Origin of the sequence: Pedobacter sp. Leaf170 (assembly GCF_920984665.1) — a bacterium.
Lineage (GTDB): Bacteria > Bacteroidota > Bacteroidia > Sphingobacteriales > Sphingobacteriaceae > Pedobacter.
Genome location: NZ_CAKLBP010000008.1, coordinates 112,947 through 131,795, shown reverse-complemented (window position 1 = coordinate 131,795; position 18,849 = coordinate 112,947). Strand labels below are relative to the sequence as shown.

The 18,849-nt window shown below is 36.5% G+C and carries 13 protein-coding genes; 5 read left to right on the top strand and 8 right to left on the bottom strand.

The genetic code is table 11. The annotated features are described in order from the left end of the window. Positions 1–38 precede the first annotated feature (38 nt). Both LUA90_RS17715 and LUA90_RS17710 read right to left on the bottom strand, forming a co-directional pair. Positions 39–992, bottom strand: coding sequence for a TIGR01212 family radical SAM protein (locus tag LUA90_RS17715; protein ID WP_231491919.1), 954 nt, complete (start codon positions 990–992; stop codon positions 39–41). Positions 993–1,409: 417 nt separating this feature from the next. After that, positions 1,410–2,846 carry an APC family permease gene (locus LUA90_RS17710; RefSeq protein WP_231491918.1) on the bottom strand — a complete coding sequence of 479 codons (1,437 nt, stop codon included), beginning with the start codon at positions 2,844–2,846 and terminating at the stop codon, positions 1,410–1,412. Positions 2,847–3,102: 256 nt separating this feature from the next. Between LUA90_RS17710 and LUA90_RS17705 the strand changes: the two genes are divergently transcribed. The 4 genes from LUA90_RS17705 to LUA90_RS17690 all read left to right on the top strand — a co-directional run bounded on the left by LUA90_RS17705 (position 3,103) and on the right by LUA90_RS17690 (position 9,015). Continuing rightward, entirely contained in the window at positions 3,103–5,361 is a 2,259-nt protein-coding gene (locus LUA90_RS17705) for a sodium-translocating pyrophosphatase (RefSeq protein WP_231491917.1), read from the top strand. A 127-nt stretch (positions 5,362–5,488) separates the two neighbouring features. After that, entirely contained in the window at positions 5,489–6,946 is a 1,458-nt protein-coding gene (locus LUA90_RS17700; RefSeq protein ID WP_231491916.1) for an amino acid permease, read from the top strand. Between the two features lie 98 nt (positions 6,947–7,044). Next, positions 7,045–8,379 (top strand): porin, encoded by a 1,335-nt coding sequence (locus LUA90_RS17695; RefSeq protein WP_231463189.1) that lies wholly within the window; start codon positions 7,045–7,047, stop codon positions 8,377–8,379. 69 nt (positions 8,380–8,448) lie between these two features. Continuing rightward, on the top strand, positions 8,449–9,015 hold the full coding sequence (locus LUA90_RS17690) for a MarC family protein (protein ID WP_231463510.1): 567 nt from the start codon (positions 8,449–8,451) through the stop codon (positions 9,013–9,015). A gap of 193 nt (positions 9,016–9,208) precedes the next feature. Here LUA90_RS17690 and LUA90_RS17685 read toward each other — a convergent pair whose 3' ends face one another. The 5 genes from LUA90_RS17685 to LUA90_RS17665 form a co-directional block, all read right to left on the bottom strand. Next, complete coding sequence (locus tag LUA90_RS17685) at positions 9,209–10,378, bottom strand: RsmB/NOP family class I SAM-dependent RNA methyltransferase (protein ID WP_231463192.1); 1,170 nt, start codon at positions 10,376–10,378, stop codon at positions 9,209–9,211. A 19-nt stretch (positions 10,379–10,397) separates the two neighbouring features. Beyond that, complete coding sequence (locus tag LUA90_RS17680) at positions 10,398–11,618, bottom strand: amino acid ABC transporter substrate-binding protein (protein WP_231463193.1); 1,221 nt, start codon at positions 11,616–11,618, stop codon at positions 10,398–10,400. Between the two features lie 145 nt (positions 11,619–11,763). Further along, positions 11,764–13,296, bottom strand: a complete 1,533-nt coding sequence (gene guaA, locus LUA90_RS17675) for a glutamine-hydrolyzing GMP synthase (protein ID WP_231463196.1) — start codon at positions 13,294–13,296, stop codon at positions 11,764–11,766. A 75-nt stretch (positions 13,297–13,371) separates the two neighbouring features. Then, entirely contained in the window at positions 13,372–13,830 is a 459-nt protein-coding gene (locus LUA90_RS17670) for a dCMP deaminase family protein (RefSeq protein ID WP_231463198.1), read from the bottom strand. A gap of 64 nt (positions 13,831–13,894) precedes the next feature. Further along, entirely contained in the window at positions 13,895–15,328 is a 1,434-nt protein-coding gene (locus tag LUA90_RS17665; RefSeq protein ID WP_231463200.1) for an MFS transporter, read from the bottom strand. Positions 15,329–15,472: 144 nt separating this feature from the next. On the opposite strand from LUA90_RS17665, the gene LUA90_RS17660 reads away from it, so the two are divergent. Then, the gene (locus LUA90_RS17660; RefSeq protein ID WP_231463201.1) at positions 15,473–16,108 is read left to right on the top strand and encodes a LysE family translocator; all 636 of its coding nucleotides are present in this window, start codon (positions 15,473–15,475) and stop codon (positions 16,106–16,108) included. 705 nt (positions 16,109–16,813) lie between these two features. Here LUA90_RS17660 and LUA90_RS17655 read toward each other — a convergent pair. Next, a complete protein-coding gene (locus tag LUA90_RS17655; protein WP_231463203.1) occupies positions 16,814–18,715 on the bottom strand; it encodes a class II glutamine amidotransferase in 1,902 nt (633 codons plus the stop codon). Between the last annotated feature and the right edge of the window lie 134 nt (positions 18,716–18,849).

The window sequence follows — 18,849 nt, the reverse complement described above, 5'->3', positions numbered from 1 at the left end:
CAAATTTTGCAGGTTTTATTAATTTTTAAGATAAAATTCTAAATATTCTCAAAATATTGAGAACCTTGAATAACGCCTCTTTTTTCAATCTCTTTATCCATATAGGTTTGAATTGCTGATTTATTTAAGCCCCAATTGGGCGCAATCAGCAAATCCCAGTCAGAAATTCCAAAAAGTCTTTGAATTACGATGTCAGGCCTTAATAATGGAATCAGTTCGCAAAGCAAATCTGTGTATTCCTCGAGTGTAAACAGTTTAAAAGGTTGCTTTTTATATTTAGCACCCATTATTGAGCCTTCTACAACATGTAAATGGTGAAACTTCACAAATTTTATCTGCGGAAAACGGTTTATTTCATAAATATAGCCTTTCATCATTTCCCGGGTTTCCCATGGGAAACCAAAAATGGTATGCACACATAAATCAAGTTTGCTGTTTTCTAACAATTTTACCGCTTCTACAAATTCGCCGTGACTACAGCCTCTATTTATTTGGTTTAAGGTTTCATCATAAATAGATTCCATGCCCATTTCTAAATCTACATCAAACCTATCGGTGTAACTTTCTAATAAAGCTACCTTTTCGGCGTCAATACAATCGGGGCGTGTGCCAACAGCAAAACCCACAATATCTTCGGTATTTATAGAAAGGGCTTCATCGTACATCATCTTTAAATAATGTACTGGCGCATAGGTATTTGTATTTGGCTGGAAATAAACAATAAACTTATCGGCCCGATAGTTTTTTTTAGCTCTATCCATACCAACAGCAAGCTGATCTTTTATACTTGGATTTTTACGGGAAGGTTCGGGTGTAAAGGAATCTACATTACAATAGGTACAACCACCGTAACCTTTGCTTCCATCTCTATTTGGGCAAGTAAAGCCACCATCAACAATTACTTTAAATACGCGTTGCCCATTATATTTTTCCCGCAAATGTATACCGTAATTCTTGTAACCTTTTATCCCTAAATCTACTTGTGTTCCCATTGCTGCAAAAATACAAATAAGAATCGGGCTTTATTTACTACTAGAATTATTTGAAGCTTAAATGATTTTATAAAAGTATTAATGTTACTCACTTGATTTACCTTTCGCATTTGCCAGGTTTTAAAACTGAGTTATTTGCAAAACAATAACCAATCTAAACCCGACCGGCAGCGGTATGCCGATTTTTCTTCGGCATTTAGCAAAGGGCGGGACTAGCGAAACCGATGGACACAGAACCTTGATTTTCTAAAAATTTTAAAATAAAAAAAAGCTGTCTCAAAAAGATTTGTTTTGCTTGATTAGGCCAATTGTCTATCGGACAGTCGTCATTCCCAATTTAATTGGGAATCTTAAAGCGAATTGTATAGTGCTTTAGGATTCCCGAATACTCGGGAATGACGAGAAAAGAAATAGGATTTACGTGTTTTTTCTATTTATAAATAAATAAACGGGTACGCCCAACAATACAATTATTAGTCCGGGCCAAGTATACTGTTGTTTATATATTAATAGCAGAATGCAAAATGCAGTTCCAATTAGTAAATAAATAATTGGTGTAACCGGGTACAGCCATGTTTTGTAAGGTCTTTCTAAATCTGGTTTTTTGAACCTTAAATAGATTACGCCAAATACGGTAATCATATAGAACAGTACAATAACGAAAGATATCATATCTAAAAGGTTACCGTATTGTCCGCTTAAACACAATACCGATGCCCAAATGCCTTGCATCCAAAGCGATTTTGCCGGAACTCCATTTTTATTATTGTTAATAGCGGCTTTAAAAAACATTCCATCTTTAGCCATAGTCTGGAAAACTCTTGAGCCTGCCAATACAATTCCATTAACGCAGCCAAATGTAGAAATCATAACCAAAACGGCGATGACAATTGTACCAACTCCGCTACCAAAAATCTGCTCAGAAACGACCACAGCAACCCTATCATTAACTGCAAAGGCAATTCCATCTCTATCTAAATTACTTAGGTAAACAAAGTTGATTAATAGATAAAGTATCATCACCGCAGATGTGCCCAGTACCATTGCCCTTACAACATTCTTTTTGGGATTATCGATTTCGCCAGAAACAAAAGTCACATTTTCCCAGGCTACGCTTGAAAATACAGAACCTACCATTGCAGCGGCTATACCTCCCATTACCGTCATTCCGGTGATTGATTCCCAGCCGGCTTTGGTAAAACTTCCGCCCATATCGGTTTTAAGGTTATTAAATGCATCCCAACCAAAAGCCATGTTGCCAGACCAAAAGTTGGTTTTAACTAACAAAAACCCTAAAATAATTAAGCCCAGTAAGGCTACAATTTTAGAGCCTGTAAAAATATTTTGCAGCCATTTGCCACTTTCCACACCTTTAGTATTTATGTAGGTAAGCAGTAAAATTACGCCGATGGCTAAAATTTGTATCCAGGTGATTTTGTAACTACCGCTTTGAAATAGAGGATCAGCATCATTTAAGGCTGGAATTAAATAGGCCGTAAATTTGCCGAAAGCAACAGCAACGGCAGCGATTGTTCCGGTTTGAATTACGGTGAACATGCCCCATCCGTAAAGAAATCCCATCATTTTGCCGAAAATTTCTTTTAAGTATGTGTACTGACCACCCGCTTTTGGAAAGATAGCAGAGAGCTCGCCATAAGAGATTGCAGCGGCAACGGTCATTACACCGGTTATTAACCAAACTACAATTAACCAATAACCAGAGCCTAAGTTTCTCATGATATCGGCGCTTACGATAAATATACCGCTTCCAATCATTGAACCCATAACAAGCATTATGGCATCAAAAAGGCCAAGCTTTTTCTTAGCAGGCTCATTGCCCTCAAATTTTTCCATCTTTAGTTTTTTCGGTTTTTGGTTTAGTTGTGGCTAAATTATTTAAAAAAAACAATTCTAAGGGCTTAAACATGTATTATTTTGCTTGATAAAATATTATACTATATGGTTGTGAAATTATTAATCATAAGAAAAAATATTTATTAACTTGCTAAATAATAACCAAATGAAACGATAAGGTTAGTGTTTTTATGAGGAAAGCAACGATCTGAAATTTGAGTATTATGCAACTAAATCAATAACCAAATATTAAACTATGAATTTTTTACAAGAGAACCTTATTTACACCATCCCGGTTCTTGGGCTTATCGGGATAATTGTTATGATGATTAAAAGTGCCTGGGTGAGCAAGCAAGATGCCGGCGACAAAAACATGCAGGAGCTTGCAGGTTACATAGCCGATGGTGCAATGGCATTTTTGAAAGCCGAATGGAGAGTATTAAGTATTTTTGCTGTATTTACCGCAGCCTTATTAGCCTACTCAGGAACGATAACAGAAATTAATGGGGTACCCATGCATTCGAGCTGGATTATTTCAATTTCATTTTTAATTGGTGCCTTTTTCTCGGCATTTGCCGGATACATAGGCATGAAAGCTGCAACCAAAGCAAATGTTAGAACCACACAAGCAGCCAGAACCAGCTTAAAACAAGCTTTAAAGGTAAGTTTTACAGGCGGAACGGTGATGGGTTTAGGCGTTGCCGGATTAGCTGTTTTGGGTTTGGGAGGCTTATTTATTGTATTTCTATCTTATTTTGATGTTATTGGCGCAGATGGTGCCGTTAGCGTAATCAATATGAAAACCGCCATTGAAGTTTTAACAGGCTTTTCTTTAGGCGCTGAATCTATTGCCTTATTTGCCCGTGTTGGTGGTGGTATATACACCAAAGCTGCCGATGTTGGCGCAGATTTAGTTGGGAAAGTTGAAGCGGGAATCCCAGAGGATGATGTGCGTAACCCTGCAACTATTGCCGATAACGTAGGCGATAACGTGGGTGATGTTGCCGGAATGGGCGCCGATTTATTTGGCTCCTACGTTGCTACAATTTTAGCTACAATGGTTTTAGGGCAGGAAATTTCTGTTACGGATAATTTTGGAGGTATGTCTCCTATCTTATTGCCAATGGTGATTTGTGGTTTAGGTATTATCTTTTCCATCATCGGTACCTGGTTTGTAACCATAAAAGACGAAAAATCGAATGTCCAAAATGCACTAAATTTAGGGAACTGGTCATCTATTTTGATAACGGCCGTTTCATCATTTTTTATTGTAAAATGGATGTTGCCAGAAACACTAAACCTGCGTGGTTATGAGTTTTCGAGCATGAATGTGTTTTATGCAATTATGGTGGGCTTAGTTGTAGGTACAATTATGAGTATTGTTACCGAATATTATACAGCAATGGGCAAAGGCCCGGTAAATTCAATTATTCAACAATCTTCTACCGGCCATGCTACAAATATAATTGCAGGTTTATCTGTTGGCATGAAATCTACAGTAATTCCTATTCTGGTTTTAGCTGGCGGTATCATGTCTTCTTATTATTTTGCTGGATTATATGGAGTTGCCATAGCGGCAGCGGGTATGATGGCCACAACAGCAATGCAATTAGCCATTGATGCTTTCGGGCCAATTGCAGATAATGCCGGCGGTATTGCCGAAATGAGCCAATTACCACCTGAAGTTCGTGAACGTACCGATAATTTAGATGCAGTAGGAAATACAACTGCGGCTACAGGTAAAGGATTTGCAATTGCATCAGCAGCATTAACTTCGTTAGCATTATTTGCTGCATTTGTTGGTATTGCAGGCATTACCGCAATTGATATTTATAAAGCCCCGGTTTTAGCAGGTTTATTTGTAGGCGGTATGATTCCTTTTATATTTTCTGCACTTTGTATTCAGGCTGTTGGTAAAGCAGCCATGGATATGGTACAAGAAGTTCGTCGCCAGTTCCGTGAAATTCCGGGAATTATGGAATACAAAGCCAAACCAGAATATGAAAAATGTGTTGCCATCTCTACAAAAGCATCTATTCGCGAAATGATGATGCCGGGTGCAATCGCTTTGATAACTCCTGTAATCATTGGTTTTACCTTCGGACCAGAAGTTTTAGGCGGATTGTTAGCCGGCGTTACCGTAACAGGCGTTTTAATGGGGATATTTCAGAGTAATGCAGGCGGTGCCTGGGATAATGCTAAAAAATCTTTTGAACAAGGCGTAATGATTAATGGAGAAATGCATTATAAAAAATCAGAACCGCACAAAGCTTCTGTAACAGGCGATACCGTTGGCGATCCATTTAAAGATACTTCCGGACCTTCGATGAACATTTTAATCAAATTAATGTCGATAGTTTCATTGGTAATTGCACCATACATTGCAGTTAAGGCCGTAAATACAACACAAAAGCTAGAAGTTAGGAAGGAAATGAGAATTGAGCAAAAAACTGATGCTTCTAGCAATACCATAACAGATACTTTGATTAATACAACCGACACTTTAGGCCGTTAGTTGTAAAATCGTAGATATAAATGGAATGTAAAGGGATTTTTTAAAAAAATCCCTTTTACTTTTTGGTAATTTTTATTTAGGTTTACCGCTTATTATCATAAATCAACAAACAAACACTAAACAAATTATGAATCTAAAAAAGCCTATTGATGTGCTTATAGCAGAATCTGCTGAAAGTGGTGAGGGCACACTCAAACGTACACTAAGCAGTACGAGCCTTGTTGCGTTGGGTATCGGTGCTATTATTGGGGCAGGTTTATTCTCTTTAACAGGTATCGCTGCAGCTGACCATGCTGGTCCTGCGGTAACATTATCATTTGTATTGGCAGCAGTTGGCTGTGCTTTCGCTGGCTTATGTTATGCAGAGTTTGCATCAATGATTCCTGTTGCGGGTAGTGCTTATACATATTCTTACGCAACCATGGGCGAATTTATGGCATGGGTTATCGGTTGGGATTTAGTATTGGAATATGCCCTTGGAGCTGCCACAGTAGGTGTTTCCTGGTCAGGATATTTCAATAAGTTACTTCACGAATTCGGAATGCAGATGCCCCTCTCTTTATCAAAATCTTTTGCTGAGGTAGATGGCGGTGGAATTAACCTTCCGGCTGTGGTAATCGTTTCCCTTTTATCATTAATGCTAATTAGAGGAACCAAAGAATCTGCAAGCCTTAATAACATTTTAGTTATTGTAAAAGTAGCTGTAGTAATTATTTTTATTACGCTTGGGTGGAAATTCATCAATCCTGCTAACCACACGCCATATATTCCAGAAAACACTGGTGTTAAAGGTGAATTTGGTATTTCAGGTATTGCAGCCGGTGCAGCATTAGTATTCTTTGCTTTTATCGGTTTTGATGCAGTATCAACTGCAGCTCAGGAAGCTAAAAATCCTCAAAAAGGTATGCCAATTGGTATTTTGGGTTCATTGGTGGTGTGTACAATCCTTTACGTTTTATTCGCACACGTAATGACAGGTTTAGTACCGTTCTCAGTATTTAAAGGTGATGCTTCTCCTGCCGCAACAGCATTTAAAGTTACAGGTTACGGCTGGTTACAAATGGGTTTAATCATTGCTATTCTTGCTGGTTATACTTCAGTAATTTTAGTAATGTTAATGGGCCAGTCACGTGTATTCTATACAATGTCTAAAGATGGTTTATTACCTAAATTCTTCAGCAGCATTCATTCAAAATTCAGAACTCCATTTAAAACAAACTTATTCTTCATGGTTTTTGTGAGTATTTTTGCAGGTTTTGTTCCGGTAACAGATTTAGGCCACATGGTATCTATAGGTACATTGTTCGCCTTTTCTTTAGTTTGCATCGGCGTAATGTTATTGCGTAAAACTGACCCGGATAGACCTCGCCCTTTCAGAACGCCATTAGTTCCATTTGTGCCAATTATGGGTATTGTTGTATGTGTTTATCTAATGTCTTCATTACCAATTGAAGCTTGGATTAGACTTGCAATTTGGATGGGATTAGGTGTTGCAATCTACTTCTTATATGGTAAGAAAAATTCGGTATTAGGAAATAAAGGTATTGTTGTTGAACCAACAGACCCACCTAAACCACAGTTATAAATTAAATAAATTTTTTGAGCCCCGAATTTATCGGGGCTTTTTTTATGCTAATAATTTCGTTAGGGATTTATTTGCTCTAACTTTGAAAAAAATTTTCGATGAATCATCATTTAACAATCAAAATGCGTTACCTGCTCATTTTACTTACTGTATTCCTGTTTTCTTCCAGGGTATTGGCGCAAAGAACAATAAATGATGTTATGGATTCTACCACGGTAAACCATTTGCTAATCATATCAAAAAAATACGGTTCACTTTCTTTCAGCGGATATTTACAACCTCAATTTCAGCTTGCACAATCCAATGGAACACAAGCCGAATACCAAGGTGGAAATTTTGGGGAAAACACAAGCAATCGTTTTAGATTAAGAAGAGGAAGGCTTAGAGCCGATTACATGCTTTTAACAGATGAGGGCGCACCATCAACTTATTTTGTACTTCAATTTGATGGAACAGAACAAGGTGTTGCAGTGAGAGATTTCTGGGGCAGATACTATGAAAACAAATGGAAGTTTTTATATGTCACCCTAGGCTTATCCGGCCGCCCGTTCGGTAACGAACTTCAATTATCTTCATCTGTGCGTGAAGCACCGGAACGAGGACGAATGTCGCAAATTTTAATGAAAACTGAACGTGATTTAGGCGTAACATTTACTTTAAACCCTAGATGGAAAGGTGCAAAGCTGAAAAACTTTGTATTTGATTTAGGCATTTACAACGGGCAAGGATTATCCGGACCAGCCGAATTTGATAACAGCAAAGATTTTATTTTCAGATTAAGTCACAAGCCTTACATAATAAAAAGCATTCCACTATCAATTGCCGGAGGGATAAGCACTTTGCAAGGCGGTTTAAATCATCGCCTTCCTGTAAGTTATAAAACGGAAAACATTAATAATTTATGGTCGATGGTTAAAGATTCCTCGGCAAAAACAATAAACACAATAGCACCAAGACGATATTATGGCACTGATATTCAATTTTCAACAACATCAGAAAGCTGGAAATCAGAACTAAGGGCAGAAGTAATTTCTGGTTTACAAACGGGAACTTCAACCACCTCAACTACGCCTGGTTCCTATCCCGTAGATAATAAATCGATAGCCTTACCTTATTATACAAGAAGTTTTAACGGGGCTTATGTTACTTTTGTGCAAACGCTTAACAGTACAGATAATCAAGTTATTTTAAAGTACGATTACTACGATCCTAATGCTAAGGTTAAAGGAATGGCCGTTAACTCGATACAAGGTTTATCAGCTGCGGATGTTAGATTTGACACTTTTGGATTTGGTTTTTTACATCATTTTAATCCGCACTTTAAAGCTGTGCTTTACTACGATATGATTAAAAATGAAGCAACCCAAATACCTGGTTATGAAAATGATAGGAGAGATAACGTACTTACCTTAAGAACTCAATTCTATTTCTAGATTAACTGTATTGAATAAATCAAAATGCCATACCTTTGTTAAAAATAACTCAATATGAAACTTGATTTTATGAAGTTCGATTTAAATCAGATTTTAACCACTACAATGGTGCTTTTCGCCATCATTGATATATTAGGATCGATACCGGTTATTATTCAGTTACGCCGCAAGGCTGGGCATATTGAATCAGAAAAAGCTTCATTAGTTGCAGCAGGTTTGATGATTTTGTTCCTTTTTTTAGGAGAATCTTTATTAAAAGTAATCGGACTTGATGTAGAATCTTTTGCAATTGCCGGCTCTTTTGTAATCTTTTTTATTGCGATGGAAATGGTTTTAGGTTTAACAATTTTTAAGGAAGAAGCGCCTGAAACCGTGTCTATTGTACCACTGGCATTTCCGCTAATAGCAGGTGCAGGAACTATGACAACCCTTTTATCGTTAAAAACAGAATATCAAACACAAAATATTTTAGTGGGCATATTGCTTAATATTTTATTTGTTTATTTCGTTTTAAAGAATACCAATCGATTAGAAAAGCTATTTGGCAAATCCGGACTTAATATTTTACGTAAAGCTTTTGGGGTGATTTTATTAGCTATTGCAATAAAATTATTTAGAAATAATACAGGCCTGTAATACAACTTGTAACAAAATATGAGTATATTTATCTAAATAGAAAGGCTAAATAATGAACGGCTTTGAAGAATATACTTTAATAATTGGTGTGCTTTCAATAATTATTGAACTCATAAAATACATCAAAAAGAATCTTAAATCTAAGGTAGAGCATTCTTAGTCAAAAATTCTATTGACTCCTTAGCGATTATTTTTAATCTTGTTCTTTTCTAATTAATCTTGCCACAAACATTGTATCTGCCTTGTTTTCGTAACCTTTAATCAATTCCATAGATTCTAGCGTTAAAGGCAAATTCTCGGTAATGTGTTTAATAACATCCTCATTTTCTGCAGCAAAAGCTGAACAAGTAATGTATATAAGTGGCTTACCTGGCTTTAGATATTTTATAACATTATTAACTATAGATTTCTGAATAGAAGCGAACTGATTAATCTTCTTTTCTTCAAAATACGTCAGCATTTCAGGAGTTCTGCCCCATGTACCCGAACCTGTGCAAGGTGCATCTAAAATAATTCCATCAAATGCGTAATGATGCAAAATCTGATCGTTATTTTTAAGCAAATCGAGTTCTTTTTTGTGGTATTTTCTTATTCCGGCCTGGGCAAAACGCTCATCTAAATTGGTTAGAATGCTTTCTCTTAAATCAGTTACCAATAATTCAACAACTGGCTCCAAACTGTGAAGCAATAAGGTTTTTCCTCCAGATGCTGCACAGCAATCCCACCATTTATCCCACTTTTGTGGCTTAAAAAACGAGCCTGTTTGTTGTGAGGATAAATCCTGAACCTGATATTTACCATTGGTTAATACCGTTTCTAATTTAGTACCGTTTGCTAGTGCGATAGCCGTTTCAGAAATCACCTTAAAACCTATACCTGCGCTATCTAATTGATTTTTAACTTCAATAGAAGCTTCCTCTTTTACCCTAATAAATAAATCGGGCTGTATAAAAAACGATGAATTGAACTCATCCTTTTTTACGCTTTCTGAAAGATTATTCTGAAATGGGTAAACATCAGCTATATTAAAATCAGGGTACGCTGCTCCAATTAGGGCTAATTTTTCTTCAAGTGGACTAAGGATATAATCAACTAGACCTGGCAAATTCTTTTCTACAATTAGGCTCAAAGTATCGTGACACAGAAAATCAGCTATGCTTAAACGCAATTCGCTACTTAAACTGGGCAGCGCTTTACCAAGCCTAAAAAAACTATACAAATGCCTGGTTGCCCATCTCCTATCCGATGAGCCCATTTGTTTATTTTGTTTGAAATAAGATGGTAAAAAACGATGAAGTGGAATTGAGCCGTCGTAACTCGATAAAATTTGTTCAAAAGCTTTAATTTGATGCTCTACTCTCATGAAACTATTAATTTAAAGGTTACTCAACAACGTCTAAGGCAAAATTTTTATAGCGAAGCAGCATCAAACTGGTATTGATATAACCATATTGCGCATCATGAATAAAGGAGAAATTGTTGTGTAAACCTTTGTACTTTTCTTTAGTTAGGTTTTCCAGATAATCTGTTCCGTAGGTTGATAACACTTTACCAAAGAAATAGGCAATATCAAAGCCTTTAAATGCATATTCGCCAGGTTCAAAGCCATATTTATGTCTGTACCTTTTGATAAAATTAATCACATTTGAGCTTTTATAATCAATTTTATAAGAAGAACTAATGATAGTATTTAGGTTTTGTAACTTATCGGCCGGGTAATTTTGCTTACTCCATAATGGATGTCCGAAAAGATTGATAGCATAACCTCCGGTAGGCAGATTTTTTAGCTTATATAACTTTTCGATTGTTGGCAGAACAAAAGCCCTATCAGAAGATGCAACAACAACCATATATTGCTTGCCTTTAATCATCTTTGTTTCGAAAGCAAACGCAGAATTGTATTCCTGAATAATAAGTTTATTGCCCTGCTGGTTTTTGAAGAAATCACGTATAGGTGCTGCAAAAGCCTCATCTTCTGTTTTCTTCGTGTTGATGATCACTAAAATCGCACTCGCCGGATTCGCAGCTTTGTTAATGTAAGTTGCAATCTTTTTTGCATGTAAATCGATATTATTTACAACAGATATTAGGTTAGGATTATTAAACTCTGATGGCTGAGAAGCTGCCAAAGGAGATACTACAGGCACATTATTTAGTTTTGAATAGTTGGAGATGTATTTTACACCAACCGGGAAAACCGGACCAACAACCAAATTGCTTTTCCTAAATTGTTCGAGTTTAAAGAGTGAACCAATCTGCGTATTATCATCCTGTGTATCAAAAACATTTAAGTTAAAATTTAAGCCCGAAGATGCGGTTGAATCCAAACCCATTTTAAAACCCTGGTAAAAATCAATCGGCATAGCATACTTTTCTGCGTCTGCCTTACTCATCGATTTTAGTTTAACATCATTAAGATTAAAGGGAAGTAATAAAGAAATATTGGCTGTAGATAATTTTTTTACAGTTTTCTTCTCAGGCGCCTTTTCTTGTTCTGTCTTTTTTTCGGTTTCAGGTTTTGGAGTTGGAACTATTTTAGGAGAACACGCTGCCAAAACAGCAATAACAAGAATTAAAGACCAATGCCTAAATTTTACAACCATAGTGATATATTAACAAAATATGCTAGCAAAGTTTATTCCACCTTGCTAGCATAAGTTAGATTTAATTCAGTTATACTTTAAACCGAACGGATTAATTGCTTTAACTCATACAGGCTACCTACAACAGACAACCCATAACAGGTTGCTATTCCCACTCGATAGTTGCCGGTGGTTTTGAGCTAATATCATAAACTACCCGGTTAATTCCTTTAACCTTATTTATAATTTCGTTTGAGATTTTTGCTAAAACCGGATAAGGTAAATGACACCAATCTGCTGTCATACCATCAACCGATTCAACTGCACGAAGTGCAATTACGTTCTCGTAAGTACGCTCATCGCCCATAACACCAACAGATTGAACCGGAAGGAAAATAGAACCCGCCTGCCAAATTTTATCATATAAGCCGGCAGCTTTCAATTCATGCATATAAATTGCATCAGCATCCTGCAAAATTGCTACTTTTTCTGCTGTAACTTCACCTAATATACGGATACCTAAACCCGGCCCTGGGAAAGGATGACGACCAAGAATTACATCATCAATACCTAAAGCTTTACCAACGCGGCGAACTTCATCTTTAAATAAAGTTTTTAATGGCTCAACAACTTTCAATTTCATAAAATCTGGTAAACCGCCTACATTATGGTGCGATTTTATGGTAGCAGAAGGACCATTAACAGATATTGATTCGATTACATCAGGATAGATTGTACCCTGCCCTAACCAGTTTACACCAGTAACCTCGTGTGCAGCATCATCAAAAACCTCAATAAAAACACGACCAATAGCTTTACGTTTCAACTCTGGATCAGTTAAACCGGCTAATTGACTTAAAAAACGGTCTTTGGCATCAATACCTTTAATATTTAAACCCATGTGCTTGTATTGCTCAAGCACTTGTGTATATTCATCTTTACGCAATAAACCATTATCAACAAAAATACAGTGCAGGTTTGCACCGATTGCTTTGTGCAATAATACTGCGGCAACACTACTATCTACACCACCAGATAAACCTAAAACAACCTTATCATTACCTAAAGTTTGCTTTAATTCTTCAATAGTTGTATCGATAAAAGCGGCAGAAGTCCAATCTTGGCTACATCCACAAATATCTACAAGGAAATTTTCTAAAAGGATTTTACCATCAATACTGTGTGTAACTTCCGGATGGAATTGAATGGCATAAGTATCAGAATCCTTAATGTGATAAGCTGCAACTTTTACGCTTTCAGTACTTGCAATTAATTCTGCATTTTCAGGCATTTGAGTAATCGTATCGCCATGACTCATCCATACTTGCGAATCGATGTTTATGCCTTTAAACAATTTATTCTCCTGATTTACAAAATTAAGGTTTGCACGGCCATATTCTCTGGTTGATGAAGCCTGAACCTGACCACCAGATTTATGAGCAATATATTGAGCGCCATAACAAACAGCCAGTAAAGGAAACTTAAAGTGGAAGTTGTTTAAATCAACCTGTGGAGCATCTTCCTGACGAACAGAATAAGGGCTACCAGAAAAGATAACACCTTTTACATCAGGCGTGTTAATATCAGGAAGGTTATTGAATGGATATATTTCACAGTAAATATTTAATTCGCGAACTCTACGGGCTATGAGTTGTGTAAATTGCGAACCAAAATCGACGATAATGATTTTTTCTTGCATGGGCAAAGATAGGATTTTAAGCCGAAAGGTAAAAGCCAAAAGTTCAAAGAAAAACCATTATTTCAAATGATTTTATTACGGCTCAATCAACTTCACCTCTACCCCAAATTTCCTTAAAAAATCTACACCTTCATCACTCGCTAAACCTTTGTAGGCTGCATAAGATTTAGAATAGTACACCAATTTTATTCCTGATGATAAAATTAAGCGGGCACAAGCAATACAGGGAGATAACGTAGTGTATAAAGTGCAGCCTTCTATCTTTGAACCATTTTTAGAAGCATAAAGAATTGCATTTTCTTCTGCATGTAAGGCTAAAGAACAACTACCTTTGCTATCCCTCGCACAACCATGTTCTGGCCATTCCTCATCACAATTGTGTGTACCTGCCGGCGGTCCATTGTAACCGATAGAAATAATTCGGGTATCTTTTGTTAATACAGCACCTACATGAGCACGTACGCAGTGCGAACGCGTTGCCAGTTCTGTGGCAAGATTCATGAATATTGAATCGAAACTTGGTTTTTCAGTCATGCTTAAAATTAAAAAAGCCACAAAAGCAAAAGCTTCTGTGGCTGTAAAAATAGTTTATTAAATGTTAATGACCGCCAGAAAGTTTTTTATCAAAACTAATTCCCTGCGACCTTAAAATTCCACTTACCTTCCAAGCATAGAAAGCTAAATAAGCGAAACAAATTATACCTACAACATAGCTGTATTGGATACCTGTAATTTCAGAAACTGCACCTTGAAGCCAGCTAATAATTCCACCACCCATAATCATCATAATTAAGAAACTGCTTCCCTGACTTGTGTGCTTACCTAAACCGCTAACTGCTAAAGTAAAAATACATGGCCATAGTGTACTGCAGAATAAACCAACACTTGTTATTGCGTAAACACTTACCATTCCGGTTGTAAACATTCCGATTAGTAAAGCTAAGATCCCGATTGCAGAGAAGATCAACAACATTCTTGCAGGGTTTCCTTTACTTGCCATGTCAGCAATAATTAATACTAAGATAATTAAGCCATAAACATAAAACGGCGCCAAATCATGGTCGGCAATTGCGTTAACGGCTAAGAAAATTCCAAAAGCTAAATATGGCGCAACAAATCTTAAAATCTTTTGTGTGCTTACATTATCTGTAAAAGCTTCAACAGCGCCGGTCCATCTACCAATCATCATACTCGCCCAATAAAGAGAAATATATGGTGCAATATCATGTAAAGCGAAGCCTAAATCTTTTTCCATATAGGCGGGCAAATTACTTGCTGTAGAAACCTCAACACCAACATATACAAAAATTGCAATCATACCCAATACTAATTGTGGATATTTTAAAGCAGAACCTTTAGCACCAACTTCTTCAGTAGTGGCTTCTACCAAAGCTGGTCTATCAGGTAGTGAAGATAATTTTAAGAAAATAGCAACCGCAATAAAAGCAACACCTAAAATTAGATAAGGAACTTTTACGCTTTCTATGCTAATATCAGAGCTTGCAGTTGCAGCAGAACCAAAAATTGCAAAACTTACAATCAATGGACCGATGGTTGTACCAAAGTTATTAATACCACCAGCTAAAGTTAAACGCTGCGAGCCAGTATTAATTGGGCCTAATGCAATTGCTAAAGGATTAGCAACCGTTTGTTGCAATGAAAAACCTAAGGCAACAATAAATAAGCCTGAAAGCATTAATGGAAATGAACCTGTATTTGCTGCCGGATAAAATAACAACGTACCAACAGCAGAAATAACCAGACCCAAAGCCAGTGAATTTTTATAGCCTAATTTATTAACGATATCCTGTTTCATTAACACAGAAATACCATTATAAATCAATGCCCCCACAGTATAAGCAATATAAAATGCTAATGAAACCAACTGACTTTCTGCTTGAGATAAATCGAAAGCTTTTTTGAAAACAGGTATTAAAATATCGTTACTGGCGGCTACAAAGCCCCAAAAAAAGAAAACGGTAACCAAGGGTATAAACTGCCCCCACTTCGTTTGTACTTGTTCTTTGCTCATTTTTAAAATTTAGTTTTAGTGGGGCTAAACTTAAATAAAAAAAAATTAAAAAACGGCTATTTTAAGTAAGCACCTGTAACAAAATTAAAGTTGATTTGTTAATCTATAAATTGCATATTCGCATATTCATAAACAACAGAATACATGTTTGAAGCCATATTGTTAGGTATAGGGGCAGGGATTATTTCATCGTTTTTAACAGGGCCGGTATTTTTTGCAATGATTAAAACCAGTATAGAGAGAGGCTTCAAAGCTGGCTTTTCTTTAGCATCGGGAGTGATTATTAGCGATATAATTTTAATAGGTATTGTGTTATATGGTAGCCAGTTTTTTAATTACCAGGCCAATATAGATAAGTTTGATAAGTACGTGGGTATAATTGGCGGCGTGTTTTTACTTGCTGTTGGCATTTATTACCTGGTGGCTAAAACCAGGGTTCAATATCATGATAATGCTATCCAAAAAATCAGCAAACGGGGTTACGTACTAAAAGGTTTCTTAATGTGCATCTTAACGCCATCAACACTTATGTTTTGGATAGTTGTAAGTGGCATAATTTCTATAAAACTTAATAATAAACTCAACGAGATGTTGGTTTGTTGTATCATCGCTATGATTACACAACTTACTGTAGATGGATTTAAATGCTTTTATTCGAGTAAGTTAAGATACCGGATAAATGAAAATTCGCTTACAAAATTAAATAAAGTTGCGGGTGTAATTATTATTATTTTTGCCTCCTGGCTTATTATAAAAACATATTTCCATTACTACGTTTAAAAATTTGCACGGTCTACACTAGTCACTATAACACATAACCTAAGTACGGCCCTCATTGCAAGGCTCAGTTTATCCCGACTCTTTGGAAAGCAATCTTAAAACTATGGGTTTTGATACCAAATCTTAGCGATGAGGTGAATTCTAAAAAACATTGTTATTTTCTTTTGAAGCGCAAAATCTGTGCTAATCGGTTCCGATAATCCCGCCATCGCTTCAAGTCCTCATTTCGCTGCGCTACATTCCGGGCTTTACGCTTTGTCGGGGCTATTTAACTTAAGCTTGTTTAAGAAAGCTTAAAATGAGCGCAAAAATCCAATGTTTAATAATTTGTAGAACTAATTTCGCCAACCAGCTAAGCCCAAGCAACAAATCTCCGTTCTACTTAAATCCGGCCTAACAAATTTTTGGGGATGCACTGACCGAGCCAATTCACAAACTTCAAAACAAAAATTTTCAGCCGGTGTTTTTTGTTTCTTTTTGACATCAAAAAGAAAAGAGCCTGTCTGGCTAAGACAAAAAAAAACAAAATTTTGAGAAATATAAAAACTTTGATTTAAAGCAACCTTACAACTAGGGGTTTGAATGACGAACGCTTTAAGATTGCTTCGTGCCTCGCAATGACGGAAAATTGCTAAAAAGCGGGGTTGCAAAAGCAAAAAGGGCAAAAACTTTCGTTTTCACCCTTTTAATAATTTCTATTATTGCTTAATAAGCTCTTTGATTGTTTCCTTCTTTCCAATTAATAAATGCTTTATTAACTACTTTATTCCCACCTGGCGTTGGATAGTTACCAGAAAAATACCAGTCGCCCTTGTTTTTCGGACAAGCCTCGTGTAAATTTTCTAAGCTTTGGTAAATTACCTCAACCTCGGCTACGGTTCCTTTAGGTGTAATTATCTGCGCAATTTTAGCAGAAATTTCTTCGGGTGTGAAAGGTTTATAAATCTCTTTAACGTGATTTATAATTTCCTCTTTAGGCAATAAAAGTGAGGCTTTACATTTTGCGTAAACATCTTCAATTACTTGCCACATGCCACGTTCGGTTAATAATTGTATTGCCGCATCAAAGGCAACAAACTGCCCCATCCTGCTCATATCGATACCATAACAATCAGGGTAACGAATTTGAGGTGCCGATGAAACAATAATTATTTTCTTAGGATGCAACCTATCAACGATTTTAATAATACTCTGCTTAAGCGTGGTTCCTCTAACGATAGAATCATCAAGTGCAACTAAGGTATCCTGGTGATTGTTTATAATGCCATAAGTGGTGTCATAAACATGCGCAACCATTTCGCTTCTATCAGCATCTTGTGTAATAAACGTACGAAGTTTTACATCTTTAACGGCAAGCTTTTCTACTCTTGGCGCCAATGATAATAATTCTTCCAGTTGTTCATCAGAAAGTTCTTCCTTTTTATGCAAAAGAATATCTTTTTGATGCCTGCGAACATATTGCTGAACACCATCAACCATGCCAAAGAAAGCAACTTCTGCGGTGTTTGGTATGAAAGAGAACACTGTATTTTTTAAATCGTAATTTACAGCTTGAAGAATTTTATCGCTCAATAAACGACCAAGTTGTTTACGTTCACGATAAATTTCTACATCGCTACCTTTTGAAAAGTAAATCCGCTCGAAAGAACAAGATAAACGTTCCGTAGGTTCACGGAATTGCTCCATGCTTACTTCACCGTTTTTCTTAATAATTAAAGCATGTCCCGGATCGATTTCCTTAACATCTTTAAACTGAATATTAAACGCAGTTTGTAAAGCTGGCCTTTCTGAAGCCGCTACAACAATCTCATCATCATAATAATAATAAGCCGGACGAATTCCTGCCGGATCTCTCATGATGAAAGAATCGCCGTTACCAACCATACCACAGATAGAATAGCCACCATCCCAGGTTTTTGCTGAGCGACGAAGGATATTCGCAACATCTAAATTATCAGAAATTTTATGTGTGATGGCTACATTATCGTGCCCTTCTTTTTTATATTTATCAAAAAGGTCCTGATTTTCATCATCTAAAAAGTGACCAATTTTCTCTAAAACGGTTACCGTATCTGCTTTTTCTTTTGGGTGTTGACCTAACTCGTACAATTGCTCTAGCAATTCATCAACATTCGTCATGTTAAAATTACCTGCAATAACAAGGTTACGTGTCATCCAGTTGTTTTGCCTTAAAAAAGGGTGGCAATTTTCGATGCTGTTTTTACCGTGTGTACCATAACGCAAATGGCCCAATAAAACCTCGCCAATAAAGCTAACGTTGTTTTTGAGCCACTCTGTATCCTGCATTAGTTCTGGTGTATTTTCCTGAATATCAACAAATTTGTTTTGTACATATTCAAAAATATCTGCAACCGCGTTCGAAGCCATACTCCGATATCGGCTGATGTACCTACTGCCTGGTTTCATATCCAATTTAATGGTTGCAATACCAGCGCCATCCTGGCCTCGGTTATGCTGTTTTTCCATTAAAAGGTATAATTTGTTAAGGCCGTAAAGTGCTGTACCGTACTTTTGCTGGTAGTAAGAAAGTGGTTTTAACAGGCGAATAAAAGCGATTCCGCATTCGTGTTTTATCTGATCACTCATTGTAAGGGTTTCAAGGCGCAAAGTTATCCTTTTAAATATTCACAACCTAAACAAAAATGTTTTCTTTTGTCACAATGGAGTTAATTTGGGATAAACCCGACGTTAACTTAATATAAATGGATTGTGTGAAATTA

Excerpts from the sequence above, each read along its gene's own strand:
- LUA90_RS17715 (WP_231491919.1), bottom strand. The coding sequence starts at position 992 with ATGGGAACACAAGTAGATTTAGGGATAAAAGGTTACAAGAATTACGGT.
- LUA90_RS17710 (WP_231491918.1), bottom strand. The coding sequence starts at position 2,846 with ATGGAAAAATTTGAGGGCAATGAGCCTGCTAAGAAAAAGCTTGGCCTT.
- LUA90_RS17705 (WP_231491917.1), top strand. The coding sequence starts at position 3,103 with ATGAATTTTTTACAAGAGAACCTTATTTACACCATCCCGGTTCTTGGG.
- LUA90_RS17700 (WP_231491916.1), top strand. The coding sequence starts at position 5,489 with ATGAATCTAAAAAAGCCTATTGATGTGCTTATAGCAGAATCTGCTGAA.
- LUA90_RS17695 (WP_231463189.1), top strand. The coding sequence starts at position 7,045 with ATGAATCATCATTTAACAATCAAAATGCGTTACCTGCTCATTTTACTT.
- LUA90_RS17690 (WP_231463510.1), top strand. The coding sequence starts at position 8,449 with ATGAAGTTCGATTTAAATCAGATTTTAACCACTACAATGGTGCTTTTC.
- LUA90_RS17685 (WP_231463192.1), bottom strand. The coding sequence starts at position 10,378 with ATGAGAGTAGAGCATCAAATTAAAGCTTTTGAACAAATTTTATCGAGT.
- LUA90_RS17680 (WP_231463193.1), bottom strand. The coding sequence starts at position 11,618 with ATGGTTGTAAAATTTAGGCATTGGTCTTTAATTCTTGTTATTGCTGTT.
- guaA (WP_231463196.1), bottom strand. The coding sequence starts at position 13,296 with ATGCAAGAAAAAATCATTATCGTCGATTTTGGTTCGCAATTTACACAA.
- LUA90_RS17670 (WP_231463198.1), bottom strand. The coding sequence starts at position 13,830 with ATGACTGAAAAACCAAGTTTCGATTCAATATTCATGAATCTTGCCACA.
- LUA90_RS17665 (WP_231463200.1), bottom strand. The coding sequence starts at position 15,328 with ATGAGCAAAGAACAAGTACAAACGAAGTGGGGGCAGTTTATACCCTTG.
- LUA90_RS17660 (WP_231463201.1), top strand. The coding sequence starts at position 15,473 with ATGTTTGAAGCCATATTGTTAGGTATAGGGGCAGGGATTATTTCATCG.
- LUA90_RS17655 (WP_231463203.1), bottom strand. The coding sequence starts at position 18,715 with ATGAGTGATCAGATAAAACACGAATGCGGAATCGCTTTTATTCGCCTG.